Source organism: Mycolicibacterium novocastrense (assembly GCF_001499835.1).
GTDB lineage: Bacteria > Actinomycetota > Actinomycetes > Mycobacteriales > Mycobacteriaceae > Mycobacterium > Mycobacterium novocastrense.
Genome location: NZ_LQIH01000001.1, coordinates 128,428 through 150,403, shown reverse-complemented (window position 1 = coordinate 150,403; position 21,976 = coordinate 128,428). Strand labels below are relative to the sequence as shown.

Here is a 21,976-nt window from a genome sequence, read left to right as displayed (position 1 = left end):
CGGCGCATGCCGACGCCGGAAGACAACGCCAAGACCGTCACCCGTTATCTCGAACTGGCCGCGCAGGGCAAGGCCGACGACATCGTCGAGCTGTACGCCGACGACGGCACCGTCGAGGATCCGGTGGGCGGCGAGGTGCACATCGGCCGCAAGGCGATCCGCGGTTTCTACGACGCGCTTCCGACGATGGGCGCCCAGGCCGACGTCGTCACGCTCCGGGCGCTGGGCAACGAGGTGGCGTTCTTCTGGTCGCTGACCATCGACCTCGGCGACAACAAGATGCGCATCGAGATCATCAGCGTGATGACCTTCAACGAGGAGGGCAAGATCGCGTCGATGAAGGCCTACTGGACCCCGGAGAACGTCACCCAGCTCTAGCGAGCGACCGCCGAATGCCACGTGTCGGCGGCGTGTACTGCGCAGACACGGTCGCTCGCGGAGTGGAGGGCTAGAAGACGGCGAACCACATCGCGATGTAGTGGCAGATCGCCGCCACCGCGGTGCACGCGTGGAAGAACTCGTGGTGGCCGAACACGGTCGGCCAGGGGTTGGGCCACTTGAGCGCGTAGAGCACGCCGCCGATGCTGTAGAGCGCGCCACCGACGATCAGCAGCACCAGCGCGGCCACTCCCGCACCGTGCGTGATGGGTCCGACGAACCACGCCGCGACCCAGCCGAGCAGGATGTAGAGCGGCACGCCCACCCACCGCGGCGCCGACGGCCAGAAGCACTTGAGCAGCACGCCGGCGATCGCCCCGCCCCACACGATCCAGAACAGCACCATGCCGTCGGTCTGCGGCAGCGCGAGCAGGGCGAACGGCGTATAGCTGCCGGCGATGAACACGAAGATCATCGAGTGGTCGAGGCGCTTCATCCACTTGCGTGCGGTGGGGGACTTCCAGTTGACCCGGTGGTACGCGCCGCTGACCGCGAACATCGCCACGATGGTGAGCGTGTAGATCAGCGTCGCGACGCCCGCGCGGGTGGACTGCACCGACCACGACACCGACACCAGCGTGGCGCCGCAGATGGCTGCGATCCCCGCTGCATAGACGTGGATCCAGCCCCGCGCGCGCGGCTTGCCGATGAAATTGGCGAGACCGTCGACAACGGCTTCCGGGAAGTCCTCCGCGGTCTGCTGTGGGTCGCGGGACTCATCGGAGTCGGTGGTGTCGATGGATCGGGTCATGTCACCTCCACTAATGCCATGGGGGTTTTCGAACCTCACAGTAGTCTGGATCTTCGTGGAGCTCATTCCCCCGCGCCTCAAAGAGCCGGCCTATCGGCTGTATGAGATGCGGCTGCGCCAGGAGCTGGCTCGGTCCAAATCCCAACTGCCGCGCCATATTGCCGTTTTGTGCGACGGTAATCGCCGGTGGGCACGTGACCTTGGACACGACGACGTCAGCGTCGGGTACCGGATGGGCGCCCGCAAGATCGCCGACATGCTGCGCTGGTGTCAGGAAACCGGCATCGAGATGGCCACGGTGTATCTGCTGTCCACCGAGAACCTGCAGCGTGCCCCCGACGAACTGTCCCCGCTGATCGAGATCATCACCGACGTCGTCGAGGAGATCTGCGCACCCGCCAACCATTGGAGTGTGCGCACGGTCGGGGATCTGGAGCTGATCGGCGAGGAGCCCGCGCGCCGGCTGCGTGACGCTGTCGGGTCGACGCGGTCGGAGGCTGCTGCCCAGACTTTCCATGTCAACCTCGCCGTGGGCTACGGCGGGCGCCAGGAGATCGTCGACGCCGTCCGCCAGCTGCTGAGCAAGGAACTGGCCAACGGAAGCACCGGTGAACAGCTGATCGAGGCCGTCACCATCGATGCGATCTCGGAGAATCTCTACACCTCCGGACAACCGGACCCCGACCTGGTCATCCGCACCTCGGGGGAGCAGCGACTGTCGGGCTTTCTGCTGTGGCAGAGCGCGTATTCCGAGATGTGGTTCACCGACGCCTACTGGCCGGCGTTCCGGCGGGTCGACTTCCTGCGCGCGCTACGCGACTACACCGTGCGCCATCGCCGATACGGAATGTGATGCCACACTGAGAACATGGCTGCGCTGTCGGCAGTGGTCTTCGCTCTCAGCTGGTGGTTGGGGCTGTACCTGCTGGCCCGCGACCCCCGTAAGCCTGTGCTCGTGCTGGCCGCGACCGGGTTGACGAGTTTCGCGGCCGTCGTCGCGCTGGACGCGGTACGGACCGTCAGCGGCGCCGACGTGCTCAGCCGCATCGAGGTCTACCTCGTCGCCGTGCCGGGCATCGCGTGGTTCGCGGTGCTCCTCGAGCTGTCCCGGCCCCGTGACACCTGGCGCAGCCGCGCGGGCGAGCTCGGATTGGTCGCCGTGGTGGCCGCGGCCGCGTTCGTCGGCGCCGCGATGGCCGGAAGCGTCGACGGACCGCTGCGCCTGGGTCACTGGGTGATGTTCGCGGCGGTATCGCTGTCGTCGGTGGGCGCCATGGTCTACGCGGTGCTGCGCCGGTCGCAGCCGGGCCCGGTGGTCGGCTTCGTGGTCGTCGCGACGTTGTTCTTCGCATTGGGCAACGCGATCCTGATCATCCCGCTGGGGTTGGTGCCGAGCTGGTTGGCGTTGGCGGGCACCGGGTTCGACGTCGCGCTGCTCGGGGTGGCCGTGGCGATCGGGGACGCGTTCGACGAGGGCCAGGCGTTGCGCGCCGACATGTTGCGCTCGTTCGCGGCGACGACGGTGGTGGCCGTGCTGTTCGGCGGCCAGGCGTTGATCGGGCTGGCGGTCACCGGCCACGACACCGCGCTGACGGTGCTGCTGTTCACCAGCCTGGCGATCGCGATCGCGATCAACGTGCTCGCCGACCCGCTGGCCGGCGCGCTCGACCGGCTGGCGTTCTCGCGCTCGCCCGCCCTGCGCGCCGACCGCGCCGCACTGCGCAGCACCGAGGCGGCGCTGCCGCTGCGCAAGGACAACCCGCTCGACGGCGTCGACGAGCAGACGTTCGCCCGCCTCACCCGTCGCGCGCTCGGGCACTACGGCGATCTGTCCAAGCTGATCGCCAGCCCGCTGACCAAACTGCCGATCATCGACGAGCGCTTGGCGTCGCGCGGCGCACCCGACCAGCCACTGGAGCGGGCGACCGAGCTCAAGGCGCTGCTGGCCGAGCGCATCGCCCGGCTCAAACCGCGTGACGGCGGCGAGTTCGGCACCACCGAGGAGTGGCGGCACTACAACTCGCTGTACTTCCCGTATGTGGTCGGGGTGCGGGCCTATGCGCAGAACGCCACCGCCGCCGGCCTCGATCCCGTCGCCCGCCAGGCCTGGCACTGGTTCGTCACCGAGGTGCCGCAGCGGTCGCTGCACAATTGGCAGAACGCCGCCGCGCGGCTGATCGCCGCGGATCTGCGCGGCAACCTGGTGGCCGCCGGGGACTGACGCCTGAGTGCCAGAACCCGGAGCGCTCACGGGGAATTCAATGCGCGCGTGACCTGCGGTTGGCAGTAGCTGGCAGCGTTCTGCGTCGATCTGGCAGCGGCATCTGAGCACTGTCGGTGGCATGACCACCGCAACCACCCACCCGGTACAGGACACCGCCGGCGACGGCGATGTCGCAAGCGACTCCCTGCTGCGCGTCGCGCTGCGTGCCGACGCGACGCTGTGCGGGGCTCTCGGCTTGGTTATCGCGATGGCCGCCGACGCGCTGTCGCGGGTGAGCGGTCTGTCCGCTACCAGTGAGTGGATCGGCGGGGCCGCACTCGTCGGCTACGGCGCCGCACTGTTCCTGGCGGCCGGGGCGCCTGACGTCCGCCGCGTCGGTACCGGCGTGCTGGTCGGCAACATCGTCTTCGCGCTCGTCGTGGCCGTGGTGCTGGCGACCGGCTTGCTGCCGCTGACCGAAGCCGGCGTCGTGGGAATTGCCGGGTTCACCGCCATCACCCTCGCATTCGCCTACGCCCAGTACCTCGGGGTGCGTCGTCTGACGTCGACCCCCTCATGACTGGTCCGGAGCCGCCGTCGTCAGAGGTTGCGGCGTCGGCTCCGGAACGGTCCCTCATCCCCACAAGAAAGGAATCCATCATGACCGCACTCTCCGAACGGCTGAACGAGTCGACGGACACACTGCTGCGCTTTGCCATGCGCGCCGACGCGATCCTCACCGGCCTCGCCGGTATCGCGGCTCTTCCCCTCGCGGGTTGGCTGGCCGACACGTCGGGCACCACGATCACCTTCGAGTACGGAATGGCGGCGTTCTTCATCGCCTACGGTCTGGCGGTCCTGGGCCTCGCGGCGCTGCCCTCGCTGAAGACGGCGGGCATGGCGGTGATCGTCGCCAACGTCCTCTACGCCGTTGCGGCGGTAGTGCTCGTGATCTCGAACGTGTTCCCGCTCACCACGATCGGGGTGGTCCTGACACTCGCCACCGGTGTGTACACGCTGGCATTCGCCGAACTGCAGTACCAAGGCTGGCGCCGGATCAACCGGTAGCCGACTACAGCTTGCGCAGGCGCAGTCGGTTGATCGAGTGGTCGGCGTCCTTGCGCAGGACGAGCGTCGCGCGCGGCCGGGTCGGGAGGATGTTCTCGATCAGGTTGGGCCGGTTGATCGAATGCCAGATGTCGCTGGCGGCGAACACGGCCTGCTCGTCGGTGAGCGTGGCGTAGTGGTGAAAGTGCGAGGCCGGGTCGGCGAACGCCGTCGTGCGCAAGCCGAGGAACCGATCGATGTACCACTTCTCGATGTCGTCGATGCGGGCGTCGACGTAGACCGAGAAGTCGAACAGGTCGGACACCATCAACGTCGGCCCGGTCTGCAGCACGTTGAGACCCTCGAGGATCAGGATGTCCGGGTGCCGGACGATCTGCTTTTCTCCGGGCACGATGTCGTAGAGCAGATGCGAGTACACCGGCGCGCACGCGTACTCCGCGCCGGACTTGACCGTCGTGACGAACCGCATCAGCGCACGCCGGTCGTAGCTTTCCGGAAAACCCTTGCGGCCCATCAGATTTCGGCGAACCAATTCCGCATTGGGATAGAGGAACCCGTCGGTGGTGACCAGGTCGACGCGGGGATGATGTTCCCAGCGCGCCAGAAGCGCCTGCAGCACACGGGCTGTCGTGGACTTGCCGACCGCGACACTGCCCGCGACGCCGATCACGAACGGCACCGGGCGGTCCGGCTGAGACTCGCTGTCGGAGTCTCCGCCCAGGAACTCGGCGGTCGTCGCGAACAACCGCTGGCGCGCGGCGACCTGGAGGTGGATCAGCCGGGCCAAGGGCAGATAGACCTCTTCTACTTCGAGGAGGTCGATCTTCTCGCCGATACCGCGCAGCTTCTTCAGCTCGTCCTCGTTGAGTTTCAGCGGCGTCGACATACGCAGGTTCCGCCACTGACTCCGGTCGAACTCCACATATGGGCTGGGTTCACTCAGCCGCGCCATGCGCCCAGTCTTGCATTTACGGTTGAGTTCATGGACGCCAGCACCGTGATCCGCGAGTATCTGCTGCTCGGTCTGCGCTTCGACCGCGTGGAGCAGGGCTATGTCGACTCCTTCACCGGCGACCCGGCGTTGCGCCGTGCCGTCGCCGCCGAACCGCAGCCCGATCCCGCGGACCTGGCGCGGCAGGCCGACCGGCTGCTGGGGGAGTTGACCTCGGTCGACGGGCTGGAGCGGGCGCGCAAGGACTACATCGGCGCCCACCTGCGGGCGCTGGCGTGCGCGGGCCGCAAGTTCGCGGGCGAGCAGGTCGGCTTCGTCGACGAGGTCGAGGCGTATTTCGACGTGCACATCGACAGGGGCGACCCGGAGCGGTACCGGCAGGCCCATCGGCAGCTCGACGAGGTGCTGAACGGGCCAGGTCCGCTCGCCGACCGGATGCAGGCCTACCGCGCGGCCGAGGAGATTCCGCCCACGCGCCTCGAAGAGTGCATCCAGGCGTTCTCCAGCGCGCTGCGCGACCGCGTGCGCGCCGAGTATCCGCTGCCCGACGCGGAGACCATCACGTATGAGGTCGTCACCGACAAGCCGTGGTCGGGTTTCAACTACTACCACGGCGATTACAAGTCGACGGTGGCCGTCAACGCCGACCTCAAACAGCAGATGTCGAACCTGCCCCGGCTGGTCGCGCACGAGTCGTACCCGGGCCACCACACTGAGCACTGCCGCAAAGAGGTCGGTCTGGTCGAGGGCAGGGGACAGGCGGAGCAGACCATTTTCCTGGTCAACACCCCGCAGTGTCTGATGGCCGAGGGCCTCGCCGATCTCGCGCTGTATGCGGCGATCGGCCCGGAATGGGGCGTGTGGGCCGGGGAGATCTACGCCGACCTGGGGCTGCGGTTCGACGGCGAGCGCGCGCAGGCGGTGTCGGAGGCGACGGGCGCCCTCGCCGAGGTGCGCCAGGACGCGGCGCTGATGCTGCACGACGAGCACCGCGACGTCGACGAGGTCGTCGCGTTTCTCAAGCAGTGGCTGCTGGTCAACGACCAGCGCGCCCGTCAGATGCTGCGGTTTCTGTCTTCGCCGCTGTGGCGCGCGTACACCAGCACCTACGTCGAGGGATACCGGTTGCTGCGGGGCTGGCTGGATGAGCGACCCGATGACGTCAGCCTGACCCAGCGGTTCGGCACGTTGCTCGACGAGCCGTTGATTCCCTCGTCGCTGCGAGCGGCCTGAGTCGCGGCCGTCGCGCCGGGCCCTCCCTTATGGGGAACCACCGCTTCGTTGCCCAGCTCGCAGCGAATTATTCGTTGGTAGCGAATCTTTCGCTCGTAGCTGGGCATCGGAACAGGTATCTCGGCCGGGTGCGGATGATGCCACCGTGATCGGCGAGGCTGATGTGACTGCGGTGGGTAGAGGGCGTGGTCTATGCCGGACGCAGTGGGTGTAGCCGACCCCTATGGGCTGGTGGGTGCATGATCGCGGCGTCGTAGGCTGAGACACATGACTGCAGACCCCGTGACCTCCAACGCTGCCGCCCCCGGTGCGGAATACGCCGAGACCGCGAGTGCCGCCTACCGGGCCGCGTTACAGGTGATCGAGTCGGTGGAGCCGCGTATCGCGGCGGCGACGCGTAAAGAGCTTGCCGATCAACGGGATTCGCTCAAGCTCATCGCCAGTGAGAACTACGCCTCGCCTGCGGTCCTGCTGACGATGGGCTCGTGGTTCTCTGACAAGTACGCCGAAGGCACGATCGGGCACCGGTTCTATGCGGGCTGCCAGAACGTCGACACCGTCGAGAGCCTCGCCGCCGAACACGCCCGCGAGCTGTTCGGAGCGCCGTATGCCTACGTACAGCCGCATTCCGGCATCGACGCCAACCTCGTTGCCTTCTGGGCGATCCTGGCCACCCGGGTCGAGGCGCCCGAACTGGCCGCGGCCGGCCTCAAGCACGTCAACGACCTGTCCGAGGCGGACTGGGAGAAGCTGCGCAACAAGCTCGGCAACCAGCGGCTACTGGGGATGTCGCTGGACGCGGGCGGCCACCTGACCCACGGCTTCCGGCCCAACATCTCCGGCAAGATGTTCCACCAGCGCAGCTACGGCACCGACCCGAACACGGGCTTCCTCGACTACGACGCGGTGGCCGACGCCGCCCGCGAGTTCAAGCCGCTGATCATCGTGGCCGGCTACTCGGCCTATCCGCGCCGGGTGAACTTCGCGACCATGCGCGAGATCGCCGACGAGGTCGGCGCGACGTTGATGGTCGACATGGCGCACTTCGCGGGCCTGGTCGCGGGCAAGGTGTTCACCGGCGACGAGGATCCGGTACCGCACGCCCACGTCACCACCACGACCACCCACAAGTCGCTGCGCGGGCCGCGCGGCGGAATGGTGCTCGCCCAGCCCGAGTACTCCGACGCCGTCGACAAGGGCTGCCCCATGGTGCTGGGTGGTCCGCTGTCACACGTGATGGCCGCCAAGGCGGTCGCGCTCGCCGAGGCCCGCCAACCGGCGTTCCAGGCGTACGCGCAGCGCGTCGCCGACAACGCCCAGGCCCTGGCCGACGGTTTCCTCAAGCGTGACGCCGCGCTGGTCACCGGCGGCACCGACAACCACATCGTGCTGCTCGACGTCACCTCGTTCGGCCTGACCGGCCGCCAGGCCGAGTCGGCGCTGCTCGACGCGGGCATCGTCACCAACCGGAACTCCGTGCCCGCGGACCCCAACGGCGCCTGGTACACCAGCGGCATCCGGCTGGGCACCCCAGCGCTGACGACCAGGGGGTTCGGGGCCGACGACTTCGACCGCGTGGCCGAGCTGATCGTGGACGTCCTGTCGAACACTCAACCCTCTGCTGCCGCGGGGGGAGTGTCGAAGGCCAAGTACACCCTGGCCGACGGCACCGCCGAGCGCGTGCACACCGCCTCTGCCGAGTTGTTGGAGGCGAACCCCCTGTATCCGGGGCTGACGCTGTAGCCGCGCGCCACGCCGGTCGGGAATTTTACGATTCCCACAGAATTGAGTTACTGTAACTGCATGGCACAGAAACCTGTACCCAATGCGCTGATCCTCGAACTCGAGCCGGTCGTGCAGCAGGAGCTGCGTCGTCACGTCGACAGCGAGGATCTCTGGTACGCACACGACTACGTGCCGTTCGACCAGGGCGAGAACTTCGCCTTTCTCGGCGGTAAGGACTGGGATCCGTCGCAGGTGACGCTGCCCAGAGACGTCACCGATGCGCTCGAGATCCTGCTCATCACCAAGGACAACCTGGCCGGCTTCCATCGGGAGTTCGTCTTCAGCTTCATCCTCGAAGAGAAGTGGGGCCGCTGGATCGGCCGGTGGACCGCCGAGGAGCACCTGCACGCGATCGCGCTGCGCAACTACCTCGTCGTCACCCGCGAGATCGACCCGGCCGCCAACGAGGACGTCCGCGTCGAACACGTGATGAAGGGCTACCGCGCCGACACCTACAGCCAGATCGAGCGGCTGGTGTTCATGGCCTTCTTCGAGCGCGCCCACGCCGTGTTCTGCCGCAACCTCGAAGCGAAGATCACCGAACCGGTGCTGAAGAACCTCATCGGTCGCATCGCCAAAGACGAGGAGCGGCACGAGGAGTTCTTCGCCAACCTGGTCTCACACCTGCTGTCCACGAGTCGTGAGGAAACCGTCGAGGCCATCGCGCGACGCGCGGCCGAACTCGACGTCGTCGGGGGTGACATCGACGCGTACGCCGACAAAGTGCGCAACGTCGCCGAGAGCGGGATCTTCGGACCGGAGCAGCTGCGTCAGGTGATCACCGACCGCATCGCCGCGTGGGGGCTGGCCGACGAGCCGCAGATGCGCGAGTTCACCTCCGCGTAACCGCGCGATCATCGCCGCGGACGAGCAGCGGCGAACACTACGGCGCGCCTGCACGGCGCATGTGCCGCAACGGGAGTAGCGTCGTTTCCGATGGCTAGCGACGTGCTTTGCTGTCCGGGCGGTACCCGATCGTTGCGATCACGAGAGGGCCGGCCCCGGCCCTGGTGCCGCAGTGTCCGCCGACGGTTCGCGGGGGACCCGCGGATACCAGGAGCGCTACGTGATCGATTCGCCTCTCCGGACCTACGTGCTCGACACCTCCGTGCTGTTGTCAGATCCCTGGGCCTGCACGCGCTTTGCCGAGCATGAGGTCGTGGTTCCGCTGGTGGTCATCAGCGAGCTCGAAGCCAAGCGACACCATCATGAGCTCGGCTGGTTCGCGCGTCAGGCCCTGCGACTGTTCGACGATCTTCGGCTCGAACACGGCCGACTCGATCAGCCGATTCCCGTTGGCACACAGGGTGGTTCACTGCACGTCGAACTGAACCACAGCGATCCGTCGGTGCTTCCAGCCGGTTTCCGCACCGACAGCAACGATGCGCGGATCCTGACAGTGGCGGCCAATCTCGCCGCCGAGGGCAAGCACGTCACGTTGGTCAGCAAGGACATCCCGCTGCGCGTGAAGGCGGGTGCGGTCGGGCTGTCGGCCGACGAATACCACGCACAGGACGTCATCACCTCCGGGTGGACGGGCATGGCCGAGGTCGAGGTCGTCTCCGACGAGATCGACGTGTTGTTCGCCGAAGGGGAGATCGATCTGGAGGCGGCGCGAGACCTGCCCTGCCACACCGGTATTCGTCTGCTCGGTGGCACGTCGCACGCGCTCGGCCGGGTGACGCCCGAGAAGCGGGTGCAGTTGGTGCGCGGTGACCGGGAGGCATTCGGGCTGCGGGGCCGCTCCGCCGAACAGCGGGTGGCCTTGGATTTGTTGCTCGACGAATCGGTCGGCATCGTTTCTCTCGGCGGCAAGGCGGGCACCGGCAAGTCGGCGCTGGCGCTGTGCGCGGGACTGGAGGCGGTGCTCGAACGCCGCACACAACGCAAGGTCGTGGTGTTCCGTCCGCTCTACGCGGTCGGCGGGCAGGACCTCGGCTACCTGCCGGGCAGCGAGAGCGACAAGATGGGCCCCTGGGCGCAGGCGGTCTTCGACACGCTGGAGGGACTGGCCAGCCCGGCGGTGCTCGAAGAAGTCCTCTCGCGCGGCATGCTCGAGGTGCTGCCGCTGACCCACATCCGGGGGCGCTCGCTGCACGACTCGTTCGTGATCGTCGATGAGGCCCAGTCGCTCGAGCGCAATGTGCTGCTCACCGTTCTGTCGCGTCTCGGCGCAGGTTCGCGTGTGGTGCTCACCCACGACGTCGCCCAGCGGGACAACCTGCGAGTCGGCAGGCATGACGGCGTCGCCGCGGTGATCGAGAAGCTCAAGGGCCACCCGCTGTTCGCCCACATCACGCTGTTGCGCAGCGAGCGCTCGCCGATCGCTGCGCTGGTGACCGAGATGCTCGAGGAGATCAGCCCCGGCGCCCTGCCGTGAACCGGCTAGCGGCGACGGTTGCGACGGGCCAGGTACCAACCGGCGGCCGCCGCACCGCTGAGCGCCACCACCCGGTCGGCGCGATCGCCGCGCGGCAGGTCGAGTAGCGAAACCAGGCCCAGCACCGCGAATCCGGTGCCCAGGGCCGGCTGGCTGGTGGCCGTCGTCACGAGGGCGTTGCCGTGGTCGGTCATGGTCGCGGGAGCTTCGTCGAGACGCACCGGTCCTCCAGTCGATGGCGGGGCGGGGACAGCGTTACGACGGTAAGTCCTGCGACCCGACGGGGGGAATAGGGTGTTTCCCTATGTGTGGTCCCCTTTTTGGGGTCCGCTCGGCCGCCCGACCTGGCGACCCAGTTCGGCCCGCGACTTGATTCCCAGCTTGCGGTAGATGCGCGCGAGGTTGGCCTCGACGGTCTTGGGACTGATGAACAGCGCGGCCGCGACGTCCCGGTTCTTCATTCCGCGCGCGACGAGTTCGGCGACCCGCTGCTCGGACGGCGTCAGTTCGCCGCTGCGCTGAGGTCCGGCGCTCGCACGCGAGAACTCCGCGCGCGCCCGGGCCGCCCACAGCGGGATGTCGAGACGCTCGAAGACCTCGAGGGCCTCCTGAAGGTGCGCCGACGCCGATTCCTTCTTGCGCTGCCGGCGCTCGATCTGGCCCAGGGTCAGTAGGGTCCGCGCGCGCTCGAACGGCATCGGCAGACGGCGGTGTGCGGCCATCGCCCGCTGCGCCGCCTCGTGGGCGGCGTCGAGGTCGCCGAGCGCGGCCAGCAGCATGGCGCGGGCCCGCGCACCGACCGCGAGCATCCATTCGCGGTTCATCCTGTGACCGTTGTTCTCCAGCGCGACGGTGAGCCGTTCCGCCTCGTCGAATCGCTCGAGATGTATCAGCGCCTCGATCGCGTCGGGCAGGTAGGCGGCGTTGGGCAGTTCGGTCGGCGTGCTGTCGGGGTCGAATTCCGAGAGCATCGGTTGCAGCGCGGCCGCCGCGGCTTCGTAGTCGCCCAGCGAGACCTCCAGGAACCCGAGGGTCGCCCGCACCCGATCCGCCATCCGCAATGTGCCGGTCTGCCTTGCACATTCGAGGGCATCCTCGATCGCCCGGCGGGCGTTCTCGTCGTCGCCGGCGAACGCGGTGAGCTGGGCCCGCAGGCTCTGGGTCAGGAACTGTGAGGTGTGGCCCCCGAGTTGCCGGGCCTTTTCCACGGCGTCTTCGGCAACCAGGTTGGCCGTGACGAAGTCACCGCGCGCGATCGCGTTCGTCACCACGTGCTGGGAGACGAAGACGTGCTCGCCCTCCTCGCCCTTCTCCAGGCAGCGCGCCCGGATCTTGTCCACGACACCGCGGGCTTCGTCGAGTCGGCCGGTCCACTCCAGCAGCAGTGCGTGCTGCATGGCGGGCCGGAAGACCAACGGTGTGTGCGCCTCGGGGTCCTCCAGGCGCAGCGCCCGTTGCAAGGTCTCCTCGTCGTAGCCGTGGCCGGCGGCGAACCGCAATATGACCAGCATTCCCAGCGCCATACTGAGCAGATGCGGCAGGTCGAGGGTCTCCGCATTCGCGACGGCCGCAGCTGCGGTGTCCAGGCCCTGCTGCAGTTGATTTGCGTGAAAAAGCGTGTAAGCCAACGTGATCAAGGTCTGAACGCGCAATGCGTGGTTGTCGTGTACCTCATCGAGCGCCTCGCGTAGCAGCCGCGCGCTCTCGATGAACCCGTCCCCGTAAAGCCGCACCACCGCCAGTCGGCTCAATGCTTCGGCACGCAACGCGCCGGTGGGCAGTTGTTCGATGGCCTCTGCGAGGACGGCCGCCGCTCGCTCCTGTTCTCCGGCGTCGAAATGGTGCAATGCCGAGCGAAGCCGCCGCTCCGCGGTGTCGCCGCCGAGGCCGATGGCCAGGTCCACCAGTTCGGCCGCCGCGGCCGGCGCGCCCCGTATCCGCGCCGACTCCGCCGCCATGTCGAGGGCCGCGAGCGTGACCTCGTCACCCTTGGTCGCGGCCAGCGCCAAGTGTCGGGCCCGGAGTTCGGGTTCGTCGACGATCTCGGCGAGCCGACGGTGCATCGACCGGCGGCGACCGGGGGAGGCCTCGGTGTAGACCCCGCTGGCCAACAGCGGATGAGCGAACCGGATCCGGTTGCCGTCGATCGCGATGATGCCCTTGCTCTCGGCGGACTCCAACAATCCGACCAGCCGGTCCTCGTCGCCCGTAGTCGCATTCGCCACCACCTCGACCGTCGGCACGGCAAGGCAGGCGGCGGCCAGCAGCGCGTCGTGGACATCGGTGTCGAGGCTGCCCAGCCTGGTCCGTACCACGTCGGCCAGGGTGCGGGGCAGCGACGCGTCGAGGCCCGTCGCTCGTTCATCGAGGGAGCGGGCCAATTCGATCGCATAGAACGGGTTTCCGCCTGACACCTGGTGGATCCGGCTGATGGTGGGACGCGAGAACGATCGTCGCAGCCGCGTGGAGACCGCGCGATGCAGGTCCTGGATATTCAACGGGCTCAACCGGATTCGATCCACCGCGTCGGGCCGCGACAACTGCAACCAGTCGTCGACCGCACGGTCGTCGGATTCGGTACGCAGGCTGGCCAGTAGCCCGGTACGCCCCGTGAGCCTGCGCACCGCGAAGGCGATGACGTGCTTGCTCGAGGGGTCGAGCCACTGGAGGTCGTCGATGGCCAGCAGGACCGGTCGGTCCTCGCTGAGTCGTTCGACCACAGAGAGAAACGCGGCGGCCACGGCACGCTGATCGGTCACCGCGTCGTTGTCCGCGCGCAGCAGCACCTGGTCGACCGCGAGGAGTTGCGGTGTCGGCAGGTCGGCCCACGCGCGCGCGTCGGCCTCCTCGAGCAGGTCGGCCAGCGCGGTGTATGCGAGCACCGACTCCGCGGCCGCCGGTCGCGTCGACAGGACGTGGAACCCCCGCTCTTGCGCCTGCTCGACCGCCGCCAACCACAGCGTTGTCTTGCCGATCCCGGGCTCACCGTCGATCAGCAACGCCGACGGGCCCAGCGCCATCGCGTCCAGGAACGCAGCGATGGCGCGCTGATGTGTCGACTGGCCGATCACGATATTCCCCGGGTCCCCTGGCACGTCCCCCAGAATTGCAGCTGATCCGGAAGCGGGCGACCCCTCTATACCCGTCAGCGGCCGGGTTGACCCATCACCCGGGCCAGTTCGGCGCGCGACCGGATACCGAACTTGCGGTACACCCGCGCGAGGGTGGCCTCGACGGTTTTTGCACTGAGAAACAGTTCGCCCGCGACGTCGCGGTTCGTCAGGCCGGCGGCCGCCAGCTCGGCGATGCGCAGCTCGGCGGCGGTCAGCGCGGCCGGCGTCGACGCGGCGGAGCGGAGTCCGTCTCGGGACGTCCTGGCGCGCTCCGCCCACACCGGCGTGCCGAGGGCCTCAAAGGTCGCCAGCGCCTCGTTCAGCGTCGACGCGGCGAGCGGGTCGCGCGCCCTGGCCTGCAGCTGCCCGAGCAGCAGTTGGGTACGTGCGCGTTCGAACGGCATCGCCAACCGTTGATGGTGCTCGAGCGCCCGGTGCGCAGAGCTCAGCGCGCCGCCCACATCGCCGGCGGCCGCGTGCAGCATGGCGCGGCATCGTCGGCCCACCGCCAGCATCCAGGCCCGGTCCAGGCGACACCCGTTGCGTTCCAGCGCGGCCACCAGCGGCTCCGCGTCGTTCGTACGGCCCAGCTCGACGAGTGCCTCGACGGCATCGGGTACGAACTGCGCCGCTTGGATCTCGGTGGAATCCGGCGCGAATCGCGACACCAGCGGCTCGAGGAGTTCCATTGCCGCACCGTAATTTCCGAGTGATACCTCCAGGAATCCGAGCGCCGACAACGCCCAATCCTCGTGCCACGCGGTGCCGCTGCGCCTGCAGGCGTCGATCGCGTCCGCCGCTGCCAACCGGGTCTTGCTCTCGGCACCGTCATAGGCGGCGAGCCAGGCCTGTAGCACGAGGCTGAGCATCGCGGGAAACTCACCGCCGAGTTGCCGTGCGAGGTCGGCGATTTCATGGGCCACCCGCTTGGCCTCATCGAAGTCCGCGCGCCAGACCCGGGTCAACGCGACGTAGAAGTCGACGAAGACAACTTCGCCTTCCTCTCCTCGATCGGTGCAGCGGCGCGAGATCTCCCGCATGCACTCGTAGGCGGTGTCGAGCTCACCGGTGCAGGCCAGCATCAACGCGTGTTCGACGCTCGGCCGCAACATGATCGGCATGAAGGATTCGGTGTCTTCGAGTTCGAGGGCTCGGCGCATGTTCACTTCATCCATGCCGCCGCCGAGGAAGAACGCGATCGTCGCCCGGACCCCGAGCGCCATGCTGAGCAGACCGGGGACACCGAGCTTCTCGGCATAGGCCACCGACTCTTCTGCGCGGTGCCGGGCCGATGCAGGGTCCCCGGTCATGTAGAGGCCGTATGCCAACGTGGTCAGCATGACCGCCTTCGCCGGGCCTTCGGCGGCGTCCTCCTCGAGCGCCGTTGCCAGCAGTTCGACGGCTTCGGTGTAACCGTCGTCGATGAACCGCACGACCGCGAGCATGTGCCGGGCATCCGCACGCAGTGGTCCCGGTGCCAGGTCGTCGACCGCCCGCTCCAGAAGCGCGCGGGCCCTGGACGGGTCACCACCGTCGAAGCAGTACGCCGCCAACCGCATTCGTCGCTCGGCGGTGACGCCGCCGAGTGCTATCGCGAGCTCGATCAGCTCTGCGGCGGCGAAAGGGGCGCCCCGCGCGTGGGCGGATTCGGCGGCCCGCTCGAGCGCGCCGACGGTTGCGTCGTCGCCGGTGGTCGCGGCGAGGGCCAGGTGGCGCGCGTGCAACTCGGGCTCGTCGACGACGGTGGCCAGCCTGTGGTGCATCCGCCTGCGGTCCTCAGGGGAAGCGCCGGTATACACACCGGCGGCCAGTAGCGGATGTGTGAAGCGGACCCGGTTGCCTTCGATGGCGATGACGCCGCGCTGTTCGGCGGCCTCGAGCAATTCGACAGCCCGGTCGTGTTCAGTGTCGACCGCGGCGGCCACCAGATCGACCGCGGGGTCGGCCACCGAGGCGGCGGCCAAGAGTGCTTGCAGTGTCTCCGCGTTCAGTCCGCTCAGCCTGGCCTGTACTACTGCGGCCAGCGTGTCCGGCAGCGGGACTTCCGGCCTGTCGTCGGAGACCTTGGCCAGCTCGATCGCATAGAAGGGATTGCCGCCGGAGATCTGGTGGATACGGGTCATCTTCGCGCGCGACGGGGGATGCTCGAGGTGTTGTGTGACGACGGCATGGAGCATGCGGGACGTCAACGGCCGCAGTGATATCCGGTGGGTGGCATCCGGGCGCCGCAACTGCAACCAGGTGTAGGCGTCGGTACCGCCGGTGCGCAGGGTGCCCAGAACGCCGACCGGTCCCGCCAGTCGGCGTGCTGCGTACGACAACACATGTGAGCTCGACGGGTCGACCCACTGCACGTCGTCGATCGCCAGCAGCAGCGGCTGTCGAGTGGCAAGACCCTCGATGACCGACAGGAACGCCGCCGCGACGGTACGGCGATCGGTGGGTGCTCCGTCGGCGCGGCGGATCCGGTCAATGGCGCTGCGCTGGGCGGCGGGCAGGTTGCCGAATTCGGCGGCATCGACGTCGGCGAGCAGTTCGGTCAGAGTCGTATAGGCGAGCACTGATTCGGCGCTCGGGTTCCTGGCCGACAGCACACGGAAGCCATCACTGCGGGCGCGGTCGGACGCCGCATGCCACAGCGTGGTCTTGCCGATTCCGGCCTCGCCCTCGATCAACAGAGCCGACGGCGCGTGCGAAGCGGACTGCAGGAAGTCCGCTACCGCCCTCTCCTCGTCCGGCCGGTCCGCCAGGTACGACGGCGAACGAAAACGCTTAGCGCTCGTCGTCTTTCACCTTGGCCATCGCCAACACGTCGAGGCGCTTGTCCAGTTCCTCCTCGGACAGCTTGTCGCCGATCAGGCCCCGATCGATGACGGTCTGTCGGATCGTCTTCTTCTCCTTGAGCGCCTGCTTGGCGACCGCGGCGGCCTCCTCGTAGCCGATCGCCGAGTTCAGCGGCGTGACGATCGACGGGGACGACTCGGCCAGCTCACGGAGCCGGTCCTCGTTGGCCACCAGGCCGTCGATACAGCGCTCGGCGAACAACTTCGACGAGTTGGTCAGGATCTTGAACGACTCGAGGATGTTGCGGGCCATCATCGGGATGTACACGTTCAGCTCGAACGCACCGTTGCCGCCGCCCCACGCGATCGCGGCGTCGTTGCCGATCACCTGCGCTGCCACCTGCGTGACGGCCTCCGGAATCACCGGGTTCACCTTGCCCGGCATGATCGAGCTGCCCGGCTGAAGATCGGGCAGCTGGAGCTCGCCGAGGCCGGTGAGCGGACCGGAGCCCATCCACCGGATGTCGTTGGCGATCTTCGTCAGCGACACCGCGATGGTGCGCAGCGCACCCGACGCCTCGACCAGTCCGTCGCGGGCCGCCTGAGCCTCGAAATGGTTGGCGGCGACCTGCAATTCGGCCAGACCGGTCTGCTCGCGCAGCACGGCGACCACGCGCTCGTCGAAGTCGTCGGGCGCGTTGAGGCCGGTGCCCACCGCGGTGCCGCCGATGGCGAGTTCACCGAGCCGGGGGAGCGTGGCCTTCACCCTTTCTATGCCGGCTTCGACCTGGCGGGCATAGCCGCTGAACTCCTGGCCCAGCGTCACGGGCACGGCGTCCATCAGGTGAGTGCGTCCCGACTTGACCACGGTGCGCCACTGCCGCGCCTTGGTGGCCAGCGACTCGTGCAGCACCTCGAGCGCCGGGATCAGGTGGCGCACAGCGGCTTCCGTCGCGGCGATGTGGGTCGCGGTCGGGAAGGTGTCGTTGGACGACTGCGACATGTTCACGTCGTCGTTGGGGTGCACCGTCACGCCGTTGCGCGCCGCGATGCCGGCGATCACCTCGTTGGTGTTCATGTTCGAGCTGGTGCCCGAACCCGTCTGGAACACGTCGATCGGGAACTGGTCGTCGTGCTGACCGTCGGCGATCTCACCTGCCGCGGCGATGATCGCGTCGGCCTTGTCCGCTGCCAGCAGGCCGAGGTCCTTGTTGACCTGCGCGCAGGCGCCTTTCAGCAGGCCGAGGGCCCGGATCTGGGTGCGCTCGAGGCCGCGCCCGGAAATCGGGAAGTTCTCCACCGCGCGCTGAGTCTGCGCGCGCCACAGCGCGTTGACCGGCACCCGGACCTCGCCCATGGTGTCGTGCTCGATGCGGTACTCGGGCCCGGTTGCGCTGTCGGAGTCGACGCTCATGAATGTCCTTACTTCTCTTGTGGTTACGGCAGCGGATAGACGGCGTTGGTGTCGCCGGTGAAGTCGATCGCGGAGTATTCGCTGAGTTTGGACAAGCGGTGGTACGCCTCGATCATCCGCACGGTGCCCGACTTCGAACGCATGACGATCGACTGCGTGGTGCAGCCGCCGCTGTAAAAGTGCACGCCCTTGAGCAGGTCGCCGTCGGTGACGCCGGTGGCGCAGAAGAAGACGTTGTCGCCGGAGACCAGGTCCTCGGTGGTCAGCACGCGGTCGAGGTCGTAGCCGCGGTCGAGCGCCTTCTGGCGTTCCTCGTCGTCCTTGGGCGCCAACTGGCCCTGGATGGCGCCGCCCATGCAGCGGATCGCGGCCGCGGCGATGATGCCCTCGGGTGTCCCGCCGATCCCGGCCAGCATGTCGGTGCTGGTGTTCGGCCGGCACGCCGAGATCGCGCCCGCGACGTCGCCGTCAGTGATCAACCGGCACCGCGCACCCGCTTCCCGCACGTCGGCGATCAGCTGCTGGTGGCGGGGCCGGTCCAGGATGCAGACCGTCAGATCGGAGACCGACACGTTCTTGGCCTTGGCCACCCGGCGGATGTTCTCCCCGATCGGGGCGGTGATGTCGATCGCGTCGACCGCCTCCGGTCCGACGGCGATCTTGCTCATGTAGAACACCGCGGACGGGTCGAACATGGTGCCCCGTTCGGAGACCGCAAGCACCGAGATGGCGTTGGACAGGCCTTTACTCATCAACGTGGTGCCGTCGATCGGGTCCACGGCGAAATCGCACTCCGGTCCGTCCCCGTTGCCGACCTCTTCGCCGTTGTAGAGCATCGGCGCGTTGTCCTTCTCGCCCTCGCCGATCACCACCACGCCGCGCATCGACACCGAATTCACCAGCTCGCGCATGGCATCGACGGCCGCACCGTCGCCGCCCTCCTTGTCGCCACGGCCTACCCAGCGGCCGGCGGCCATGGCGCCTGCCTCGGTTACTCGGACGAGCTCGAGCGCGAGATTTCGATCTGGGGCTTCACCACGGGTCGGACTCATGGCCCAGATTGTCCCATTAGCCGGTCCGCGTTCGGGAGCTGGGATACTGGCTGCGTGACCACGCAACCGGCTCCCGCCCCCAAGCCCGCCAAGTCGCGGTTGCTGCATGACGGTCGCGACATGTTCTGGTCGATGGCGCCGTTGGTTCTCGCCTGCATCGTGCTGGCCGGGATGCTGGGGATGTGCTCCTTCCAGGGCGCGGGGCCCGGCGCCGGCCCGGTCCCGTCCTTCGACGCCCCCGCGGCTTTACGGGCCGATGCCGACGCGTTGAAGATCCCGATCCGGATCCCGCAACTGCCCGACGGTTGGCAGTCGAACAGTGGTAGCCGCCAAGGCATCGAGGCCGGTCGCACCGACCCCGCGACGGGGCAACCTCAGCGTGCCGTCAGCTCCACCGTCGGTTTTCTCGCGCCCAGCGGAATGTATGTGAGCCTGACCCAGAGCAATGCCGACGAGGAGAAGCTGGTCGGGTCGCTCGACGCCGATGCCGTGCCCACCGGGGTGCAGGACGTCGACGGCGTGAAGTGGGTGGTCTATGAGGGCGGCGACGACGACGGCAAACCCGCCGAACCGGTGTGGACGACCCGGCTGACCAGTCCGACCGGACCGGCGCAGATCGCGCTGACCGGCGCCGCGGATGCAGACGAATTTCGTACCCTGGCGGTGGCGACGCAGACCGCGGCGCCGCTGCCCGCAACGTAGGAGTGGGCGTGGTTCGTCCGGCGAGATTGCATCCACGCAGCCCGCTTCTCGCACTTTCTCTGCATGGTGTCAATCTCGCGTAACGAGCGACCAGGAGGGCGCCCATGACCGCACCGGACCCTGATGTCGCCGCCGGGGCGGCACCGGAAGCCGACCTCACCGGATGGGCCGTCGCGCCCTTCACCGCCGCCGGCTACACCCACGACGTCTACCGCAAAGGTGAGGGCCCCGGCGTGGTGCTCATCCCCGAGATGCCCGGCGCGCATCCCGGCGTCCTGGCGCTCGGCAACCACCTCGTCGAGGCGGGATTCACCGTCGCGATTCCGTCGTTGTTCGGCACGCCCGGTGCACCGCCGATGCGGCCGGGCATGGTGCCGATCATGGTGCGCGGATGTGTGGCCAAGGAATTCGCCGCCTTCGCCACCAACGCCGACCGGCCCGTCGCGCACTACCTGCGGGCACTGGCCCGTGACCTCAACGCGCAGACCCCGGGCAAGGGGGTCGGGGTCATCGGCCAGTGTTTCACCGGCGGCTTCGCCCTGGCCGCCGCGGTCGACGACAGCGTTCTGGCGCCGGTGCTGAGCCAGCCGTCGCTGCCGTTGCCGCTGACACCGAAGCAGCGCAGGGACCCGGGGCTGTCCGAGGCCGAGCTGAAGGTCGTCGAACGCCGCGCCGCCGACGAAGGGTTGTGCGCGCTGGGACTGCGGTTCAGCAGGGACCCGCTGGTGCCCACGGAACGCTTCAAGACGCTCAAGGACCGGCTGGGCGACGCGTTCGAGGTGATCGAGATCGACTCGGCCAAGGGCAACGAACACGGATTCGGCGCGATGGCCCACTCGGTGCTGACGTTGGAACTGCGCCACCAGGAAGGGCATCCGACCGACGCGGCGCTCAAGCGCGTGGTCGCGTTCCTCAGGGAACGGCTGGTTTAGGTTTCTCCGGGGCCTTCGGTTCGCCGCGCGCCTCCCTGAGGCGACGGCCCAACCACCAGAACGGGTTTCGGCGCTTGGGTTTCTCGTCGGCCGAGTCGGGCCGTCGCATCGGCACGCCCTTGTACTCCTCGAGGTAGACGCTGATCGTGGTGACGATGACGATCATCAGCACCGGTCCGATCACGATCCCCCACGCGCCGAACATGCTGATTCCGGCGAACACGGCGAGCAGCATCAGCGCGGCGTCCAGGCGGGCCTCGCGCGGCACCAGGATGGGTCGCAGGAAGTTGTCGATGTTGGTCACCACGATCAGGTGGAACAGGATCACGAACACGCCGCCGAAGATGTTGCCGAACAGGATCATTCCGACACCGAACGGGATCGTGACGATGCCGCTGCCCAACGGGATGACCGACAGCGCCGACAGCAGCACGGCGAACAGGAAGAAACCCTGATGGAAGCCCGCCAGGTAGATCGACGCGGCGCCCGCGACGCCCTGACAGACCGCGATGACGAACTGGCCGAACACGGTGCCCTTGACCATCGCGCCCATTTTCGTCATGTAGACGTCGGTGATCCCCTCCCCGAGTGGGTTGAGTTGGCGGATGATCGCCACCACGCGTTCGCGGTTCGTCAGCAGCGACACGAACACGTACACGAACAGGATCGCGGCGGTGATTCCACCGAACAGACCACCGGCAGCACCCTGCAGCAGGCCGAGCAGCCACTGGCCGGCCTCCTGGGCGACCCGCGCCATCGAACTCCGCAGCGATTCCGGGGTCACGGTCGTGTCGATGTAGGGCACGCGGCGCAACAAATCGTTGACGAACTGCAGCGCCCGGTCTCCGAGCGCCGACAGGTCGGTGCGGCCGACCCATTCGGCGACCCGCTCGACCATGGTCGTGATCTGCACGACCGCCAGCGTGACGAACAGGCTCAGCGGCACGATCACCGCGGCGAACGCGGCCAGCACGGTCACCGTCGCAGACAACCCGCGGCCCATCCGCCTGTTGAGCCGCGTGTACAGCGGTGAGAACAGGTAGGCGGCCACCGCGGCCATCACAATGAGGATGAAGTACCCGCGCAGGAAGTAGGCGCCGAACGCGATCGCGATGACGGTCGCTATGGCCAGCGCGCGGCGTTGAGGCAGCGAGAACTCGGTACTCATTG

19 protein-coding genes are annotated in these 21,976 nt (G+C 68.0%); 11 read left to right on the top strand and 8 right to left on the bottom strand.

What is annotated here, in order from left to right:
- The first annotated feature begins 6 nt into the window (after positions 1-6).
- Positions 7-378: a nuclear transport factor 2 family protein gene (locus tag AU072_RS00755; protein WP_064411960.1), complete on the top strand. Its 372-nt coding sequence runs from the start codon at positions 7-9 to the stop codon at positions 376-378.
- Positions 379-448: 70 nt separating this feature from the next.
- On the opposite strand, the gene trhA is transcribed toward AU072_RS00755, so the two are convergent.
- A complete protein-coding gene (trhA, locus tag AU072_RS00750) occupies positions 449-1,189 on the bottom strand; it encodes a PAQR family membrane homeostasis protein TrhA (protein WP_064411959.1) in 741 nt (246 codons plus the stop codon).
- Positions 1,190-1,244: 55 nt separating this feature from the next.
- Between trhA and AU072_RS00745 the strand changes: the two genes are divergently transcribed.
- From AU072_RS00745 to AU072_RS00730, 4 genes are all read left to right on the top strand, one after another.
- The gene (locus tag AU072_RS00745) at positions 1,245-2,042 is read left to right on the top strand and encodes a (2Z,6E)-farnesyl diphosphate synthase (RefSeq protein WP_064411958.1); all 798 of its coding nucleotides are present in this window, start codon (positions 1,245-1,247) and stop codon (positions 2,040-2,042) included.
- A 15-nt stretch (positions 2,043-2,057) separates the two neighbouring features.
- A complete protein-coding gene (locus tag AU072_RS00740; protein WP_064411957.1) occupies positions 2,058-3,410 on the top strand; it encodes a hypothetical protein in 1,353 nt (450 codons plus the stop codon).
- 121 nt (positions 3,411-3,531) lie between these two features.
- Complete coding sequence (locus AU072_RS00735) at positions 3,532-3,972, top strand: hypothetical protein (protein WP_064411956.1); 441 nt, start codon at positions 3,532-3,534, stop codon at positions 3,970-3,972.
- Between the two features lie 80 nt (positions 3,973-4,052).
- A complete protein-coding gene (locus AU072_RS00730; RefSeq protein ID WP_064411955.1) occupies positions 4,053-4,460 on the top strand; it encodes a hypothetical protein in 408 nt (135 codons plus the stop codon).
- A 4-nt stretch (positions 4,461-4,464) separates the two neighbouring features.
- Here AU072_RS00730 and coaA read toward each other — a convergent pair whose 3' ends face one another.
- On the bottom strand, positions 4,465-5,412 hold the full coding sequence (gene coaA, locus AU072_RS00725; RefSeq protein WP_064411954.1) for a type I pantothenate kinase: 948 nt from the start codon (positions 5,410-5,412) through the stop codon (positions 4,465-4,467).
- Positions 5,413-5,442: 30 nt separating this feature from the next.
- Here coaA and AU072_RS00720 point away from each other — a divergent pair, with 30 nt between their 5' ends.
- From AU072_RS00720 to AU072_RS00705, 4 genes are all read left to right on the top strand, one after another.
- Entirely contained in the window at positions 5,443-6,645 is a 1,203-nt protein-coding gene (locus tag AU072_RS00720) for a hypothetical protein (protein ID WP_064411953.1), read from the top strand.
- A 267-nt stretch (positions 6,646-6,912) separates the two neighbouring features.
- Positions 6,913-8,388 carry a glycine hydroxymethyltransferase gene (locus AU072_RS00715; protein ID WP_064411952.1) on the top strand — a complete coding sequence of 492 codons (1,476 nt, stop codon included), beginning with the start codon at positions 6,913-6,915 and terminating at the stop codon, positions 8,386-8,388.
- A gap of 60 nt (positions 8,389-8,448) precedes the next feature.
- Positions 8,449-9,276 carry an acyl-ACP desaturase gene (locus AU072_RS00710; protein ID WP_064411951.1) on the top strand — a complete coding sequence of 276 codons (828 nt, stop codon included), beginning with the start codon at positions 8,449-8,451 and terminating at the stop codon, positions 9,274-9,276.
- Positions 9,277-9,496: 220 nt separating this feature from the next.
- On the top strand, positions 9,497-10,810 hold the full coding sequence (locus tag AU072_RS00705) for an RNA 5'-3' helicase PhoH2 (protein WP_064412303.1): 1,314 nt from the start codon (positions 9,497-9,499) through the stop codon (positions 10,808-10,810).
- Positions 10,811-10,815: 5 nt separating this feature from the next.
- On the opposite strand, the gene AU072_RS00700 is transcribed toward AU072_RS00705, so the two are convergent.
- From AU072_RS00700 to glpX, 5 genes are all read right to left on the bottom strand, one after another.
- On the bottom strand, positions 10,816-11,004 hold the full coding sequence (locus tag AU072_RS00700; RefSeq protein WP_064412302.1) for a hypothetical protein: 189 nt from the start codon (positions 11,002-11,004) through the stop codon (positions 10,816-10,818).
- Positions 11,005-11,112: 108 nt separating this feature from the next.
- A complete protein-coding gene (locus AU072_RS00695) occupies positions 11,113-13,905 on the bottom strand; it encodes a helix-turn-helix transcriptional regulator (RefSeq protein WP_268874529.1) in 2,793 nt (930 codons plus the stop codon).
- Between the two features lie 50 nt (positions 13,906-13,955).
- Complete coding sequence (locus AU072_RS00690) at positions 13,956-16,673, bottom strand: ATP-binding protein (protein ID WP_064411950.1); 2,718 nt, start codon at positions 16,671-16,673, stop codon at positions 13,956-13,958.
- Between the two features lie 22 nt (positions 16,674-16,695).
- Positions 16,696-18,120, bottom strand: a complete 1,425-nt coding sequence (locus AU072_RS00685; protein ID WP_064411949.1) for a class II fumarate hydratase — start codon at positions 18,118-18,120, stop codon at positions 16,696-16,698.
- A gap of 23 nt (positions 18,121-18,143) precedes the next feature.
- Positions 18,144-19,172 (bottom strand): class II fructose-bisphosphatase, encoded by a 1,029-nt coding sequence (glpX, locus tag AU072_RS00680; protein ID WP_064411948.1) that lies wholly within the window; start codon positions 19,170-19,172, stop codon positions 18,144-18,146.
- Positions 19,173-19,226: 54 nt separating this feature from the next.
- On the opposite strand from glpX, the gene AU072_RS00675 reads away from it, so the two are divergent.
- Together AU072_RS00675 and AU072_RS00670 are read left to right on the top strand one after the other, a co-directional pair.
- On the top strand, positions 19,227-19,874 hold the full coding sequence (locus AU072_RS00675; RefSeq protein WP_064411947.1) for a DUF4245 domain-containing protein: 648 nt from the start codon (positions 19,227-19,229) through the stop codon (positions 19,872-19,874).
- Positions 19,875-19,978: 104 nt separating this feature from the next.
- Positions 19,979-20,806, top strand: coding sequence for a dienelactone hydrolase family protein (locus AU072_RS00670; protein WP_064411946.1), 828 nt, complete (start codon positions 19,979-19,981; stop codon positions 20,804-20,806).
- Here AU072_RS00670 and AU072_RS00665 read toward each other — a convergent pair.
- Positions 20,787-21,974: an AI-2E family transporter gene (locus AU072_RS00665; RefSeq protein ID WP_064411945.1), complete on the bottom strand. Its 1,188-nt coding sequence runs from the start codon at positions 21,972-21,974 to the stop codon at positions 20,787-20,789. The genes AU072_RS00670 and AU072_RS00665 overlap by 20 nt on opposite strands.
- Positions 21,975-21,976 lie beyond the last annotated feature (2 nt).